Origin of the sequence: Mesorhizobium sp. M1088 (assembly GCF_040318575.1) — a bacterium.
Taxonomy (GTDB): Bacteria; Pseudomonadota; Alphaproteobacteria; order Rhizobiales; family Rhizobiaceae; genus Mesorhizobium.
In genome coordinates, this window is the sequence record NZ_JAMYMO010000028.1 from 26,993 (window position 1) to 42,094 (window position 15,102).

Consider the following 15,102-nt stretch of genomic DNA (forward strand, 5'->3'; position numbering starts at 1 on the left):
GTTCCTTGGGGCGATGGAAAGAATTTTTTGGTGGGCGGTCACGTCGTAATGGTTGGCGTGACTTGGCCGAGCGTCTCCGCAAACAGCGTCGTCAGCCGCTTCCAGTGGCGTTCGGCGCCGGCTGCACTATGGTCCGGCATGCACCAGCCATGCGCCATGCCGGCATAGTTCTCTATGACATGATCAACCTCGGCGGCGCGCAGTGTTTCGGCGAGCCGCGCCGATTGCTCCGGCGGAAAGCTGCGGTCGACACCGGCAGTGCCGATATAGACCCTTGCCTTGAGTGAGGCGGCCTTCCGGTGCGGACTGTCGGCGGCGTCACCGGCCAGATTGCCACCGTGGAAACTGGCAGCAGCGGCGATGCGGTCGGAATAGCTGGCCGCCGCGTTCAGCGCCCGCGCTCCGCCCATGCAGTAGCCGACAATGCCGACCGGCCCGGTCAGGCCTTGCGCAGCGAGCGCATCGAGGAACGCGCCGCTGTCGCGGATCGTCATCTCCTGGGTCGTGCCGCCGACGAGACCTGTGATTGCGGCCTTGCTCCTCTCGTCACTGAACGCAGTCTTGGCTTCGAAAGGGCCGTAGGGCGCGTTGCGGTAAAAAAGGTCCGGCACCAGCACCGCATAGCCTTCGTCGGTAAGCCTTTCCGCCATCTGGTCGAGCGCCGGTCGCGGGCCAAAAGCGTCCATGTAGAGGATGATCGCTGCCTTGGCTGGGGCTGCCGAGCGGAACAGCCCGGCTTTGGCCATGCCGTCACTCGTCTTGATCTGGATCGCTTGCTTGGCCATCGCCCGCTCCGTTGACGTGTCGTGCGATAGATATCCGCGCTGACCGTCGCCGCAAGCTGTAATGAGGCGATCTGCTTCAAGATTTCGTGCGGCATTCGGCGACGCTACAGACGCGCGAATGCTGCCATGTGAAAGGCCTGAACCTCGGCCGGATAGCGATAATCGGTGCCGTAAGGACAGGCGTTGCGATCAAGGCAGCCGCCGGTCCGGCAGGACGCGCCGTTTTGCCCGCGCACATGGGCCAGACAGGTTTCATGTGCAAAACCATTCGCAGAATAAGCCTCGACCGGACAGGATTTCAGGCAAGGTTTTTCCAAACATGTATCGCAAAGGTGAATCACGTCGTAGGGTTCTTGGAGCGCAATCTCATTTTCGAACAGCAGCGCGCCGCGATAGGCATGCCAGAGCCCGTATTGCGGATGCATGAGAATGCCGAGCGGCGACGGCTTCAGCCCCTCCGCACGCATCGCCCATTGCTGGAATGGCAGATAAGGCCTGTCGGACGGCGACACCGCGCGTGCCCCGAATCTTTCGGCCACCGCGCCGATCACTTCGCGAGACCATCTGTCGAGCGGATCGTCGATCGGCTGTGACTGTCTCTCCAGCCAGCGCAGGAAGTGCGGCCAAGGTGCGGCGCCCGCCTGCCCCACCAGCAGAACGGATCTGGCGGCAGCGCCGGAGAGACCGAAAGGTGTTTCCTCGCCGCCCGCAAAATCGAAGCCGCCGCGAAGTATGAGGCCGGAGGCGGAAAGCGCTGCCGCGATTGTTTCAGTCATGCCGCGCTCGGGATCACCCCTTCTTGTCCGGGTCGGAGAAGGCACTCCGCCAGACTTCCTTGTGGATGATGTTGGCGACTTTAGCCCCGCCTGATTCGGGCTCCTTTCAGGTGAAGGCGTCGGCCATCGACGCCTTCTTCCTGCCGATGAAGTCCTTCAGCCCGTCGTCGATGCCCGGATCGAGGTAAGGCGCCTCGTAGCTTTCGAGCCAGCGGCGGGCGAGCTCGTTGGCGCGCTGCGGCGCGGTTTTTTCGCCTTCGGCCAGCCATTGCTCGTAGGAATTGTTATCGGCGATGTTGGAGCGGTAGAACGCGGTCTGGAAATTGGCCTGGGTGTGATCGCAGCCGAGATAGTGGCTGCCTGGGCCGACCTGGCGGATGGCGTCCATCGCCTGGCCGTTTTCCGACAGGTCGACACCCTCAGAGAACTTCTGCGTCATGCCGAGCTGGTCGATATCCATCATGAACTTTTCGTAGCAGGAGGCGAGACCGCCCTCGAGCCAGCCGGCCGAATGCAGCACGAAGTTGGTGCCGGCGAGGATCGTCGAGTTCAGCGTGTTGGCGCTCTCGTAGGCGGCCTGCGCATCGGGGATTTTTGAAGCACAGAGCGAACCGCCGGTGCGAAACGGCAGGCCGAGCCGACGGGCAAGCTGTGCGGCGCCATACGAGACCAGCGACGGCTCCGGCGTGCCGAAGGTCGGCGCGCCCGACTGCATCGAGATCGACGAGGCGAAGGTGCCGAACAGCACCGGCGCACCCGGCCGGATCAGCTGGGTGAACGACGCTCCCGCCAGAACCTCGGCTAAAACCTGGGTCAGCGTGCCGGCGACCGTCACCGGGCTCATCGCACCGGCAAGGATGAACGGCGTGACGATACAGGCCTGATTGTGGCGCGAATAGACCTTCAGCGCTCCCAGCATGGTCTCGTCGAAGACCATCGGCGAGTTGGCGTTGATCAGGCTGGTCAGCACCGTGTTGTTCTCGACGAAATCGTCACCGAACACGATCTTGGCCATCGCCACCGTATCTTCCGCGCGCTCGGGCGCGGTCACCGAGCCCATGAACGGCTTGTCCGAATATTTGATATGGCTGTAGACCATGTCGAGATGCCGTTTGTTGACCGGCACGTCGACCGGCTCGCAAACCGTGCCGCCCGAATGGTGGATCGACGGCGCCATATAGGCGAGTTTCACGAAATTCCGGAAATCCTCGATCGTCGCATAGCGCCTGACGCCGTCGAGATCGCGCACGAAGGGCGGTCCATAGACCGGCGCGAACACTGTCGCGTTGCCGCCGATCTGCACCGAGCGCTCGCCGTTGCGGGCGTGCTGGGTATAGACGGACGGAGCGGTCTTCAACAGCGAGCGGCAGAGGCCCTTGGGGAAATGCACCCGCTCGCCCTTGACGTCGGCGCCCGCCTCTTTCCAAAGCTGCAGCGCCTCGGCGTCGTCGCGGAAGATGATGCCGATCTCCTCCAGCACCGTGTCGGTGTTCTTTTCGATCAGCGCCAGCCCTTCCTCGTCCAGCACTTCATAGACGTTGATCTTGCGCTTGATATAGGTGAGCTGTGTGCCGGGGCCGCCGCCCGAACGCGCGGCCCGTCGGGCTGCGGCGCCACCGCTGGCAGCGCGCCCGCGCCGTGCGTTTGACGCTTCCTGATCGACCGGCGCGTTCTCACTCATAATCGTTCTTCCCTGGCTTTCGTTCTGGCCTGATTTACTCCGGCCGGGCTGTTGTACCGGCCTGAAATCCGTTTGCGGCCGCATATTGCGGTCTCTGGCCGGATCGTAGCCATGCACCCTATTCGAAACGGCCCGCCAGCGCCAACGCCTGTCGCAAAATCGACAAGAATTCCAAGAGATTTACGGTCGCTTTCGTTTTGCGGGAAGTCGCAAATCAGCTATGGACAACCGGCCCGTGCGGGTTAGGTATTGACGCGATATTTTTAAGCTGCCGCGATAGTTGTAGCCGGCAAGGAGCCTGAGAAAAAATGGCCGACGACGAGATCATCCTTTCGGAACTCTCCGACGACGAGTTGGTGCAGCAGATGCACGACGATCTTTATGACGGGTTGAAGGAAGAAATCGAGGAAGGCACCAATATCCTTCTCGAGCGCGGCTGGGCGCCTTACAAGGTGTTGACCGAGGCTCTGGTCGAGGGCATGCGTATCGTCGGCGAGGATTTCCGCGACGGCATCCTGTTCGTTCCCGAAGTGCTGCTGTCGGCCAACGCGATGAAGGCCGGCATGTTCATCCTGCGTCCGCTGCTTGTCGCCACAGGCGCGCCGAAGCAGGGCAAGATGGTGATCGGCACCGTCAAGGGCGACATCCACGACATCGGCAAGAACCTGGTCGGCATGATGATGGAAGGCGCCGGCTTCGATGTCATCGACCTCGGCATCAACAATGCGGTCGAAAAATATCTCGATGCCATCGAAAAGCACCAGCCCGACATCATCGGCATGTCAGCGCTACTGACGACGACCATGCCTTACATGAAAGTCGTCATCGATACGATGAAGGAAAAGGGCATTCGCGACGACTATGTCGTGCTGGTCGGCGGTGCGCCGCTCAACGAGGAATTCGGCAAAGCCGTCGGCGCCGACGCCTATTGCCGCGACGCCGCGGTGGCAGTCGAGACCGCCAAGGACTTCATGAAGCGCAAGCACAACGTGCGCGCTTCGGCCTGAGCCAATAAGTCCGGCACGAACGAGAAAAGCCGCGCCTTGCAGTGCGGCTTTTTTATTCCCAAATGTTTAGAGCCGTGCAGATCAGGGTTTCTTGACGGTATCGTTAACTGCCTTCGCGGTGGATTTGAGATCCTTACCGACGCCGCGCACCGTGTTGGCGCAGGCCGAAACAGCCAAGGCGCAGGCGAGAATAGCGATTGGCGCGACGCGGAACAATTTCATGAATGGTGTCTCCCTCAGCATATAAATTCGCTGGACAGCAACGAAGATGGATTAGACTGGTTCCATGACTACCGCGCGAAAACAACAATCCGATCAAGGCGACAGGCTGCTCGTCATCGCCTGCGGGATGATCGCGCGCGAAGTTTTGGCGGTCAAGGAGCAGCTCGGGCTCGACCATCTCGACCTGACCTGCCTGCCGGCGGAGTTCCATTTCTATCCGGACCGCATCGCGCCGGCCATGGACAGGGCTATCGAGAAGGCCAAGACCGACGGCTACAGACACATCTTCGTCGGCTATGCCGATTGCGGCACGGGTGGCCTGCTCGATCGGATCTGCGAGAAGCATGGCGTCGAGCGCATGGCCGGGCCGCATTGCTTTGCTTTCTACCAGGGCATGGATGCCTATGCGAAGGTCGCTGATGACGACATGATGTCGTTCTACATGACCGACTTCCTCTGCCGGCAATTCGATGCCTTCTTCATGAAGCCGCTCGGCCTCGACAAGCACCCGGAGCTGATCAAGGACTATTTCGGCAACTACGAGAAGCTGATCTATATCGCTCAGACCAACGACCCGGAACTCGACAAAGTCGCCGAAAAGGCGGCGAAAATGCTCGGCCTCGCCTATGAGCGCCGCTCGACCGGCTATGGTGACCTGACGAAGGAACTGGCCAGCGCCTCGGCACATTCGTAAAAGAAATAGCGTCCTCTAAGCGTTTGCCGGAGGCTGCCGTTCATTTTCGCCCACCGATTCACCGATCCGATATGACATCGATAATGCGCCCGGTTTCAAGGCGGATCGGCCCCCGCGCGGTTGGATCTTTAAGCAATATTTCGGCAAGCATTGCATCGACATTGTCGAAATTACTTTGCAGAATTGACGGATCACTTAGCTCCCAATACTCCCCTTCATCGACGACATTGAGACTGGAGAACAAGCGAGTAATTTCGCGAAGAAACCTGATGATCTCGATATGAGCGCCTGCACCTGAAAACTGAGTTTTACAATGTTGTTGAACGAAGAGGTGATTGTCGAACTCAAGCCGCAGCGGTTCCGAATTGGGATGCGGTTGAAGCTCTATTCCAAACACAGGGCCAATATAGTCCACGTTTCGTTCATCAATGACTCGATTGAGCGTCTTCTCGCGCTCATCGATCTCGCGCACCGGCCAGTCTCGCGCAATGGCGAACGCCTTGGCTTCGTGCAGCAAAGCAGCATATTGCTCGTGACCCCGTAACTGTCCTTCAAAGTAGATTGTTACTCCCAACTACCTCTCCCAGTGACGCGCATTCCTGACGAATACCCGCGCTCTTATTCCGCCACAAGCCGGGCGAGCACATCGGCAAAGCTCGTCTTGCAGATGAAACCCAGCCGCTTCCTCGCCCGCGACGCATCATAGACCCGGTCGATCGACGAAAACATCGTCCAGCCTTTCTTCGCGTAGAGCGCCGGAATAATCCGGAAAATAGCGCGCCACGACCGACGGCGCGTCGGCGATCAAGGCCGCGCAATCTTCGGGCTGGAAAGGCGTCGGTGCCGAGATGATGAAAGTGTCGAAGCCCAATTGCGGCGCTTTCTCCAGGGCAGCGATGTGGGCGTCGGCTGCGTCCTCCACCGTCAGCCGGCGGAACAACAGCTCATTGGCCTTGGTGTTGGCATCCGACTGTTCGATCACGTGCGCCATGTCGTCCGCCTCGGGAAAAAACCGGGCGGTGCGCAACACGATCACCGGCAGGCCGAACTGCAAATGATAGAGCCGGCAGAGCTGTTCGGCTGAAAGCTTGGTGACGCCGTAGATGTTGCGCGGTTCAGGCGACATGTCTTCCGTCAGCCATGCCGCCTTGCGCGTCCCGCCGGTGAAGCCGGCGCGAATGGTTTGGGAAATCATCAGCGACGTCGTCGACGTGAACACGAAACGCTGAACGCCGAATGCTGCCGCCGCGTCGAGCAGGTTGAGCGTGCCGCGCACATTCGTCTCGACGAAATCCTCGTTGCGATAACGTTCGATGTCAGGCTTGTGCAGCGCGCTGCTATGGATGATGGCCTCGACGCGGTTCCCCTCGACCGCCCTCATGACCAGGTCGCGATCGGCGACTGAGCCGACGATTGGCGTTTCCGAAGACGGAACGGGATCGAGGCCGGTGACGTCATGGCCAAGAGCCCGCAGGCGCGGCGCCAAGGCGCTGCCCAGCCAACCGGACGATCCCGTCAGCAAGATCCGCATTCTTTCCACCTCGTTTCTGCTGTCGATGCTCAGGCACGGATGACAGAACGCGGCGAAACATTAAGGTATGCGCCAGACAAGAAAACAGCCTGCTCCAGCCATCAAAAAGGAAACGCCACCGATGATCGCTCGCCTCATGTTTGCCGCAGCAACTGTCCTCTGCTTGACCATGCCCGCGTTCGCCGATGGCGAGGTGCAGAAGCTGATAACGGCTGCCGACAAGGCGCGGCTCAACAAGTATGGCGAGACGCGCAGGGCAGCGCTTGACGAGGCGAAGGCCGGCGATCCCGCCGAGGTCAAGCAGCTCGACGCTTTGCTGGCAAAGCCGCTGGTTCCCTTCTCTGACAGGGACCTGACCGGCAAATGGCAATGCCGCACCATCAAGGCCGGCGGATTGAGCCCGCTCGTCATCTATGGCTGGTTCAAATGCAAGGTGAGCGACGACGGTTCCGGCTGGAGACTGGAAAAGATCACCGGCTCGCAGCGCACCAAGGGCCGCTTCTTCGACGATGGCGAGAAACGCGCGATCTATCTCGGTTCCTTCCACGTCAACGACGATCCGGCAAAGCCCTACGGCAGCGGCCCGGAAAGCGATCAGGTCGGCTATGCCTTCCGCAACAGCGCCAGTGAATGGCGCATCGAGTTCCCGGCGCCCTATTACGAATCGAAGCTCGATATCCTCGAATTCAAGCGCTGAGCCCGATCACCAGGGGTTAACCCGGTCAGCCTAGCATTCGCGCGCAAAGAACAGGTTCTTTGCGGGGAGTCGCAGAGCATGGCACTGTCGAAAACAAACCAACGGCCGATCGTCGTCGTCACCGAAGGCGGCCCGCATATCTGGGCGATCGTCAACGCCCTCGCCGATCAACTCGGCCCGGTCAGCGTCATCCTCGAAGCTCCTGAATCCAAAAAGCAATTGCTCCTCGCGCGCGCGCGGCGGCAAGGCTGGACCTCGGCCATCGGTCAACTCGGCACGATGGTGCTGACGCGCCTCGGCAAGCGCTTCTTCGCCGGCCACGCAGCACGGCTTGCCGCCGGGCAGAAGCTGCAAACCGAACCGAAGCCTGGGCAAAAGATCATTTATGTCTCGTCGGCCAACGCGCCGGAGTGCCTGCAGGCGATTGCGGAAATCCAGCCGGGTGTGGTGCTGCTCGCCGGCTGCCGCTTGCTGTCGCGGCAGACGCTGGCGAAAATCCCTTGCCCGGTCCTCAACTACCATGCCGGCATCGCCCCGAAATATCGTGGCATGAACGGCGGTTACTGGGCGCTGGCTTCAGGCGATGCGGAGAACTTCGGCACCACCGTGCATCTGGTCGACGCCGGCGTCGACACTGGCGGCGTGCTGCGGCAGACGCGTGGCAAACCGCAGCCGGGCGACACAGTTTCGAGCTACGCGTTGCGGCAGGCGGCCTTCTCGCGCGACATCTGCGTCGAAGCGGTCAGGGATGCGCTGGCCGGCAAGCTCGGCACGGTGGATCCCGGCCTACCTTCGACACAATGGTATCATCCGACGATATGGTTTTATCTCTGGACGGGGATAAGGAACGGCGTCTGGTGACGCGCCGATTTACCGGACAGCCACCCGCCACTAACATTGCATCATGAGCGACATCGACCACCGCACCATCATTGCCGGCCTTTCGGTCGAGGACCGTCGCGACCTCACCGCCAGGGTTGACCGGCCAGGCATTGTCCGGCTGGCGGTCCATGCCGGGCTGGTTATCCTGCTAGGCGCGCTGATCGCCGCTCGCATCCCGTTCTGGCCCGCGCTCGTCTTGCCGCAGGGAATCCTGATCGTCTTCTTCTTCACGCCGTTGCACGAGACCATCCATGAAACTGCGTTCAGAACGGCGCGGCTCAATCGCACCATCGCCGCCGTGGCCGGCTTCCTTATCCTGCTGCCGCCGGCATGGTTCCGCTATTTCCATTTCGCCCATCACCGCCATACGCACGACCCGGACAACGACCCCGAACTGATGGCCCCGAAGCCGGAGACCGTCAGCCAATATCTGCGCTATCTGTCCGGCGGGCCCTACTGGAGCGGCATGGCCCGCGTGGTCATAACCAACGCGGCTGGCCGCAACCGCGACGGTTTTGTGCCGGAAAAGGGCCGCGCCAAGGTGGCTGCCGAAGCACGGCTGTTCCTGATCGGCTATGCGGCATTGCTGATGATCTCGCTGGCCGCGCAATCGGCGCTGCTGTTGTGGGTCTGGATCGTGCCGGTGCTCATCGGCCAGCCCTTCTTGCGGGCCTACCTGCTGGCTGAGCACGCGTTGTGCCCGCATGTCGCCAACATGCTCGAGAACACCCGCACCACCTTCACCACAAGGCTGGTGCGCTTCGTGGCTTGGAACATGCCGTACCATTCCGAGCACCATTCCTATCCGGCCGTTCCCTTCCACCGCCTGCCGCGCTTCCATGACATCGTCGCGGAGCATTTACGCACGACCGAACGAGGTTACGTGCGCTTCCACAGGAAGCTGGTCGGCAGCTACGATGGCCGCGCCGGCTGACCTGCGCTGGAACAGACATCGCTTTCGTCGGCGCTCGTCGATTGCGTCGCTTTTGAAGGCGCCCGCGTCGTCCCATAACAAGCAGCCCAACAGCGCTTCCGGCAATGCTCGAAACCACTGCATTGGCCAAAAGATCGGAATCGATCTTCGGAGAGCACGATGCAGCGGAGTTAAATGGTAGAGCATCGTTTGTGCGTCCGATTGGACGCACGGCGCTCTGCAGGAGCAGGAAATTATGGCCGATCTGATCGTCGTCTACTGGCGCGACATCCCCGCCCAGGTCATCGTCAAGAAGGGCCGGCAGAACGCCAAGCGCGAACTGCCGCTGCGCTTCACCGAGGCGATCGACATGTGCGCCATGCGCACCGGCGCTGGCGGCACCGACGACTATCTTGCCGAATGGCGCAAGGCAGAACCCCTCCCGGTCAGTGACGATCTTGAAGCCGAGGCCGAGAAGGCTCTTCAGGAACTTGATGCGAAATACGACCGTGAGCGGCTGGTCGCTCTGGTCAAGGCGGGGGGCAAAGAGAATGTCTGATCCCCAATCAATGCCGGCGACGACGGCTCAAGCCGGCGTGACCCAGGCGACCATCGTCAAGAAGGCGGCGCCGAAATCCGACTACAAGCCGGCCGACGTGTCGCCGCAGCGGCGTGTGCAGCGCTCTTTCGCGGTGCGGCTTTGGTCTGTGCGGCATTCGCGGCTGCTCGAATGGTTCTACGGCAAATTCGCCGACATGTTCCTGCTCCTCCATCCGCTGTGGAAGGGCATCGGCTACAGCCGTGTCGAAGGGCCTGTGAAATTCGTCGAAAAGCGCGTCAAGGGATTCATGTTCGACTGCCGCATGTGCGGCCAGTGCATCCTTTCCTCGACCGGCATGTCGTGCCCAATGAACTGCCCCAAGCAATTGCGCAACGGCCCTTGCGGCGGTGTCCGCGCCAACGGCAATTGCGAGGTCGAGCCTGACATGCCTTGCGTCTGGGTCAAAGCCTGGGAAGGCTCGCGGAACATGGTGCATGGCGACAAGATTTTGGAAGTGCAGAAGCCGGTGGATCAGTCCTTGCGCGAAACTTCCGCCTGGCTGCGGGTCACCGCGCAGGCCGCGGCCGCCCGCAATGCGGCCCGGAATACTACGAAGACCGGAGCATCGGCATGATCGGCCGTCAGCCAGACGAGAATCCGGCCGGCATCCATTTGCCGCTCGATCCCCTGCCCGGCCACACCTCGCGTGGCCGGCTGGAACGCGTCCTCAGGCGCGGCGAGTTCGCAGTGACGACCGAGCTCAATCCGCCCGACAGCGCCGATCCGGAAGACGTCTACAACCGCGCCAGGATTTTCGACGGCTGGGTCGACGCCATCAATGCCGTCGACGCTTCCGGCGCCAACTGCCACATGTCGTCGGTCGGCATCTGCGCGCTGCTGACCCGCATGGGCTATGCCCCGATCATGCAGATCGCCTGCCGCGACCGGAACCGCATCGCCATCCAGGGCGACGTGCTTGGGGGTGCTGCGATGGGCGTCGCCAACATGCTGTGCCTGACCGGCGACGGCGTGCAGGCCGGCGACCAGCCCGGCGCCAAGCCGGTGTTCGATCTCGACTGCATGTCGCTGCTCGAAACCTGCCGCGTTATGCGCGATAACGGCAAATTCCTGTCCGGCCGCAAACTCACGACCCCGCCGCAGCTTTTCCTTGGCGCGGCGATCAACCCGTTTGCGCCGCCGATCGATTTCCGGCCCTATCGGCTGGGCAAGAAGATCGCCGCCGGGGCACAGTTCGTGCAGAGCCAGTACTGCTTCGACGTACCGATGTTCCGCACCTACATGCAGAAGGTCCGCGATCTCGGCTATACCGAGAAATGTTTCATCCTGTGCGGCGTCGGGCCGCTGGCCTCGGCCAAGACGGCCAAATGGATCCGCTCCAACGTACCGGGCATTCACATTCCCGATCAGATCGTCAAGCGCCTGGAAGGCGCTCAGGATCAGAAGAAGGAAGGCAAGCAGCTCTGCATCGACATCATCAATGAGGTGAAGGAAATTCCCGGTGTGTCCGGCGTCCATGTGATGGCCTATCGCCAGGAAGAATACGTCGCTGAGATCGTCGACGAATCTGGCGTGCTGAAGGGTCGCCGGCCGTGGAAACGCGAAATCCGCCGCGACGACCAGCTCGTTGCCGACCGGCTCGACCACATACTGCATGACGACCTCACCGAAACCCAGGTCGACATGGTCAAGACCGCGCATTGACAGCGCGAATCGTCAGCATTCGCTTGATCAGAAACAGATAACGATATAAAGAACTCTTTATATCACGATGGAGAGATTTCATGACCCGCACCATCGTCGCCTCGGCGACACGAGAAATCATCATCGGCTTCGATCAGCCCTTCTGCGTGATCGGCGAGCGCATCAATCCGACCGGCCGCAAAAAGCTGGCCGCCGAAATGATCGCCGGCAATTTTGAGACCGTCATCAAGGATGCGCTGGAGCAGGCCGCCTGTGGGGCCACCATGCTCGACGTCAATGCCGGCGTCACTGCAGTCGATCCCAACGCCACCGAGCCGGCGCTGCTGGTGCAGACGCTGGAGATCGTGCAAGGCCTGGTCGACCTGCCGTTGTCGATCGACTCCTCCGTGACTGCGGCAATCGAAGCGGCGCTGAAGGTCGCCAAGGGCCGGCCGCTGGTCAATTCCGTCACCGGCGAGGAGGAAAAGCTCGAAGCCATCCTGCCGTTGATCAAGAAATACAACGTTCCTGTCGTGGCCATTTCCAACGACGAGACCGGTATTTCGATGGACCCCGATGTGCGCTTCGCCGTCGCCAAGAAGATCGTTCAGCGCTGTGCCGACTTCGGCATTCCGGCGCATGATGTGGTCGTCGACCCGCTGGTCATGCCGATCGGCGCGCTGGGCGATGCCGGCCGCCAGGTATTTGCCCTGCTACGCCGGCTGCGCGAGGAGCTCAAGGTCAACACCACCTGCGGCCTCTCCAACATCTCGTTCGGCCTGCCGCACCGTCATGGCATCAACGCCGCCTTCATCCCGATGGTGATCGGCGCCGGCATGACCTCGGCGATCATGAACCCGGTGCGGCCGCAGGAAATGGAAGCGGTGCGTGGCGCCAACGTGCTGAACGGCACCGACGAGAACTGCACCAATTGGATCAGGACCTACAAGGACTACAAGCCTGCTGAAGGCGGCCAGGCCGTTGCCGCCCGGACGCAGGTCAACGCGCCGGGCGATGGCAATGGCAATGGCGGACGCAGGCGCGGCGGCCGCGAAGCGCGTATGGCCCGGGGTTGAGCCAGGTCTTGGCCGACACGATATGGGGCCTAGGACTGGGGAGGAACCGAGACATAGCGGCATCGCTGCCGTAGCCAAGACCCGAGCTGCGTAGAAAGTAAAGTCTGGAACGTATGAACTCTCCCGTCAACATCACCGATCCGCTCGTGCTGTTCATGCCGTCGGGCAAGCGCGGCCGGTTTCCGGTCGGCACGCCGGTTCTGGACGCCGCGCGCCAGCTCGGTGTCTATGTCGAGAGCGTGTGCGGCGGGCGTGCCACTTGCGGGCGTTGCCAGATCGAGGTGCAGGAAGGCAATTTCGCCAAGCACAAGATCGTTTCCTCCAACGATCACCTCTCGCCCAAGGGCGCTAAGGAAGAGCGCTACGAACGCGTCCGCGGCCTGCCCGAGCGCCGCCGGCTGTCCTGCTCGGCGCAGATTCTCGGCGATCTCGTCGTCGACGTGCCGCAGGACACCGTCATCAACGCGCAGACCATCCGCAAGGACGCCGACACCAGGGTCATCGCCCGCGATGCGGCAATCCGCATGTGCTATGTCGAGATCGAAGAACCCGACATGCACAAGCCGCTCGGCGACCTCGACCGTCTGAAGATCGCGCTGATGAAGGACTGGGGCCTCAAGAGCCTCGATTTCGATTTCCATCTGTTGCCGCAGGTGCAAGGCATTTTGCGCAAAGGCAACTGGACCGCGACCGCCGCCATCCACAAGGACACCGACAGCGAGACCGCACGGGTCATCGCTTTGTGGCCCGGCCTCAAGAACGAGGCGTACGGACTTGCCTGCGATATCGGCTCGACCACGATCGCCATGCATCTGGTGTCGTTGCTGTCGGGCCGCGTCGCCGCCTCGTCGGGCACATCCAATCCGCAGATCCGCTTCGGCGAGGATCTGATGAGCCGTGTCTCGTACGTGATGATGAACCCGGACGGCCGCGAAGGCATGACAGTCGCCGTGCGCGAGGCCATTTCGGGGCTTGTGGACAAGGTCTGCACCGAAGGCAACGTCCAACGCAACGACATCCTGGATTCCGTGTTCGTCGGCAATCCGATCATGCATCATCTGTTCCTCGGCATCGATCCGACCGAGCTCGGCGGCGCCCCCTTCGCGCTAGCCGTCTCCGGCGCCGTGCACATCAAGGCATCGGATATCGGTTTGAAGCTCAACCAGGGCGCCAGGCTCTATATGCTTCCTTGCATTGCCGGCCATGTCGGCGCGGACGCTGCCGCAGTGACGCTGTCGGAAGGGCCGCACCGCCAGGACGAGATGATGCTGATCGTCGATGTCGGCACCAATGCCGAGATCGTGCTCGGCAATCGCCAGCGGGTCGTGGCGGCCTCATCGCCAACTGGCCCGGCCTTCGAAGGTGCGGAAATCTCCGGTGGCCAGCGCGCCGCACCGGGTGCCATCGAGCGCGTCCGCATCGATCCTGAAACGCTGGAACCGAAATACCGCGTCATCGGCTCGGAACTCTGGTCCGACGAGCCGGGCTTCCTCGACAGTGTGCAGGCGACCGGCGTCACCGGTATTTGCGGCTCCGGCATCATCGAGGTGGTCGCCGAGATGTATCTCGCCGGCATCATCTCCGAGGACGGCGTCGTCGATGGATCGCTGAGCGGCCACTCGCCCCGCGTCGTCGCCAATGGCCGCACCTTCTCCTATGTGCTGAAGGAAGGCGAGCCCAAGATCACCATCACCCAGACTGATGTGCGCGCTATCCAGCTTGCCAAGGCCGCCCTTTATGCCGGCACCAAGCTTTTGATGGAAAAACAGCACACCGATCATGTCGACCGCATCCACTTCGCCGGCGCATTCGGCTCGTTCATCGACCCGAAATACGCAATGGTGCTGGGCCTGATTCCGGATTGCGACCTCGACAAGGTCTCGGCCGTTGGCAATGCGGCCGGCGCCGGCGCCCGCATGGCGCTGTTGAACCGTGGCTATCGCCGCGAGATCGAGGAAACCGTTAGCAAGATCGAGAAGATCGAGACGGCGCTGGAGCCGAAATTCCAGGAACATTTCGTTTATGCCATGGCGCTCCCGAACAAGATCGACCCGTTTCCCAAGCTGTCGGCGGCGGTGAAACTGCCGCCGCGCAAGACGGTGAGCGAAGACGGCATTGCCGGCGACGCTGCCCCGCGGCGGCGTTCGCGCGAAGGCCATGCCGCGCGGCGCGGGCGGGGATGACTCGCCTCCGCCAGGCTGTCAGAACTTCCATTTTCATTTGTATGCAAATGTTTCCAGATCGCGCCGATCTGGAAACGAAATCGCGTTTTCGTGAAATCCGCCAGATACATAGGCGGAGCATTTAACCGGCATCGAACGGCAGGCGGAAACAGTTTTCGGCCACCGCAACGCTCCAAGGAGATCAAGATGTCGATGTTCGAAAGCTTCGGCCGCTATGGTGCGGCCTTCAAGAAAACACGCGAAGCGCGCAAGTCGCTGCGCATCCTCAACAGCTTGCCGCCTGAGATCCAAAAGGACATTGGCTGGCCGGTGTCGCCGCGTTCGAGCGAAAGGCAGCTTGCGGTCGGATGGGGCACGCAGCGCGGATGAAATTCATCGACAAATGCAAGCTGCTCGGTATTCGCCGGAGCCGC

General features: G+C 61.6%; 17 protein-coding genes. 11 read left to right on the forward strand and 6 right to left on the reverse strand.

Annotation, left to right across the window (positions count from 1 at the left end; all coding sequences use genetic code 11):
• Nucleotides 1–38: 38 nt before the first annotated feature.
• From NKH49_RS24770 to NKH49_RS24780, 3 genes are all read right to left on the reverse strand, one after another.
• Nucleotides 39–785: a dienelactone hydrolase family protein gene (locus tag NKH49_RS24770; RefSeq protein ID WP_352928339.1), complete on the reverse strand. Its 747-nt coding sequence runs from the start codon at nucleotides 783–785 to the stop codon at nucleotides 39–41.
• 104 nt (nucleotides 786–889) lie between these two features.
• Nucleotides 890–1,561 carry a hypothetical protein gene (locus tag NKH49_RS24775; protein ID WP_352928341.1) on the reverse strand — a complete coding sequence of 224 codons (672 nt, stop codon included), beginning with the start codon at nucleotides 1,559–1,561 and terminating at the stop codon, nucleotides 890–892.
• 106 nt (nucleotides 1,562–1,667) lie between these two features.
• Nucleotides 1,668–3,242, reverse strand: a complete 1,575-nt coding sequence (locus NKH49_RS24780) for a trimethylamine methyltransferase family protein (RefSeq protein WP_352500948.1) — start codon at nucleotides 3,240–3,242, stop codon at nucleotides 1,668–1,670.
• A 308-nt stretch (nucleotides 3,243–3,550) separates the two neighbouring features.
• Here NKH49_RS24780 and NKH49_RS24785 point away from each other — a divergent pair, with 308 nt between their 5' ends.
• Nucleotides 3,551–4,249 (forward strand): cobalamin B12-binding domain-containing protein, encoded by a 699-nt coding sequence (locus NKH49_RS24785; RefSeq protein WP_023676506.1) that lies wholly within the window; start codon nucleotides 3,551–3,553, stop codon nucleotides 4,247–4,249.
• 81 nt (nucleotides 4,250–4,330) lie between these two features.
• Here NKH49_RS24785 and NKH49_RS24790 read toward each other — a convergent pair whose 3' ends face one another.
• The gene (locus NKH49_RS24790) at nucleotides 4,331–4,471 is read right to left on the reverse strand and encodes an EncA/B family entericidin (RefSeq protein WP_352928343.1); all 141 of its coding nucleotides are present in this window, start codon (nucleotides 4,469–4,471) and stop codon (nucleotides 4,331–4,333) included.
• A 64-nt stretch (nucleotides 4,472–4,535) separates the two neighbouring features.
• Between NKH49_RS24790 and NKH49_RS24795 the strand changes: the two genes are divergently transcribed.
• Nucleotides 4,536–5,165, forward strand: a complete 630-nt coding sequence (locus NKH49_RS24795; RefSeq protein WP_352500949.1) for a DUF1638 domain-containing protein — start codon at nucleotides 4,536–4,538, stop codon at nucleotides 5,163–5,165.
• Nucleotides 5,166–5,223: 58 nt separating this feature from the next.
• Here NKH49_RS24795 and NKH49_RS24800 read toward each other — a convergent pair whose 3' ends face one another.
• Together NKH49_RS24800 and NKH49_RS24805 are read right to left on the reverse strand one after the other, a co-directional pair.
• On the reverse strand, nucleotides 5,224–5,739 hold the full coding sequence (locus NKH49_RS24800) for a hypothetical protein (RefSeq protein WP_352500950.1): 516 nt from the start codon (nucleotides 5,737–5,739) through the stop codon (nucleotides 5,224–5,226).
• A gap of 126 nt (nucleotides 5,740–5,865) precedes the next feature.
• A complete protein-coding gene (locus NKH49_RS24805) occupies nucleotides 5,866–6,696 on the reverse strand; it encodes an NAD-dependent epimerase/dehydratase family protein (protein ID WP_352928345.1) in 831 nt (276 codons plus the stop codon).
• A gap of 121 nt (nucleotides 6,697–6,817) precedes the next feature.
• Between NKH49_RS24805 and NKH49_RS24810 the strand changes: the two genes are divergently transcribed.
• From NKH49_RS24810 to NKH49_RS24850, 9 genes are all read left to right on the forward strand, one after another.
• Nucleotides 6,818–7,393, forward strand: a complete 576-nt coding sequence (locus NKH49_RS24810; RefSeq protein WP_352928347.1) for a DUF4893 domain-containing protein — start codon at nucleotides 6,818–6,820, stop codon at nucleotides 7,391–7,393.
• Between the two features lie 78 nt (nucleotides 7,394–7,471).
• The gene (locus NKH49_RS24815) at nucleotides 7,472–8,254 is read left to right on the forward strand and encodes a formyl transferase (RefSeq protein WP_352679962.1); all 783 of its coding nucleotides are present in this window, start codon (nucleotides 7,472–7,474) and stop codon (nucleotides 8,252–8,254) included.
• Between the two features lie 43 nt (nucleotides 8,255–8,297).
• Nucleotides 8,298–9,209 (forward strand): fatty acid desaturase, encoded by a 912-nt coding sequence (locus NKH49_RS24820; RefSeq protein ID WP_352928349.1) that lies wholly within the window; start codon nucleotides 8,298–8,300, stop codon nucleotides 9,207–9,209.
• Nucleotides 9,210–9,444: 235 nt separating this feature from the next.
• A complete protein-coding gene (locus NKH49_RS24825; RefSeq protein ID WP_352452105.1) occupies nucleotides 9,445–9,747 on the forward strand; it encodes a virulence factor in 303 nt (100 codons plus the stop codon).
• Nucleotides 9,740–10,363 (forward strand): methylenetetrahydrofolate reductase C-terminal domain-containing protein, encoded by a 624-nt coding sequence (locus tag NKH49_RS24830; protein WP_352454616.1) that lies wholly within the window; start codon nucleotides 9,740–9,742, stop codon nucleotides 10,361–10,363. Before NKH49_RS24825 ends, NKH49_RS24830 begins: the two co-directional genes overlap by 8 nt.
• On the forward strand, nucleotides 10,360–11,451 hold the full coding sequence (locus NKH49_RS24835; protein WP_023676515.1) for a methylenetetrahydrofolate reductase: 1,092 nt from the start codon (nucleotides 10,360–10,362) through the stop codon (nucleotides 11,449–11,451). Before NKH49_RS24830 ends, NKH49_RS24835 begins: the two co-directional genes overlap by 4 nt.
• Nucleotides 11,452–11,531: 80 nt before the next feature.
• Nucleotides 11,532–12,506 carry a methyltetrahydrofolate cobalamin methyltransferase gene (locus NKH49_RS24840; RefSeq protein WP_023676516.1) on the forward strand — a complete coding sequence of 325 codons (975 nt, stop codon included), beginning with the start codon at nucleotides 11,532–11,534 and terminating at the stop codon, nucleotides 12,504–12,506.
• A 113-nt stretch (nucleotides 12,507–12,619) separates the two neighbouring features.
• Complete coding sequence (locus NKH49_RS24845) at nucleotides 12,620–14,689, forward strand: ASKHA domain-containing protein (RefSeq protein ID WP_023676517.1); 2,070 nt, start codon at nucleotides 12,620–12,622, stop codon at nucleotides 14,687–14,689.
• Between the two features lie 186 nt (nucleotides 14,690–14,875).
• Nucleotides 14,876–15,058, forward strand: a complete 183-nt coding sequence (locus NKH49_RS24850; RefSeq protein ID WP_352500957.1) for a hypothetical protein — start codon at nucleotides 14,876–14,878, stop codon at nucleotides 15,056–15,058.
• The last annotated feature ends 44 nt before the right edge of the window (nucleotides 15,059–15,102 follow it).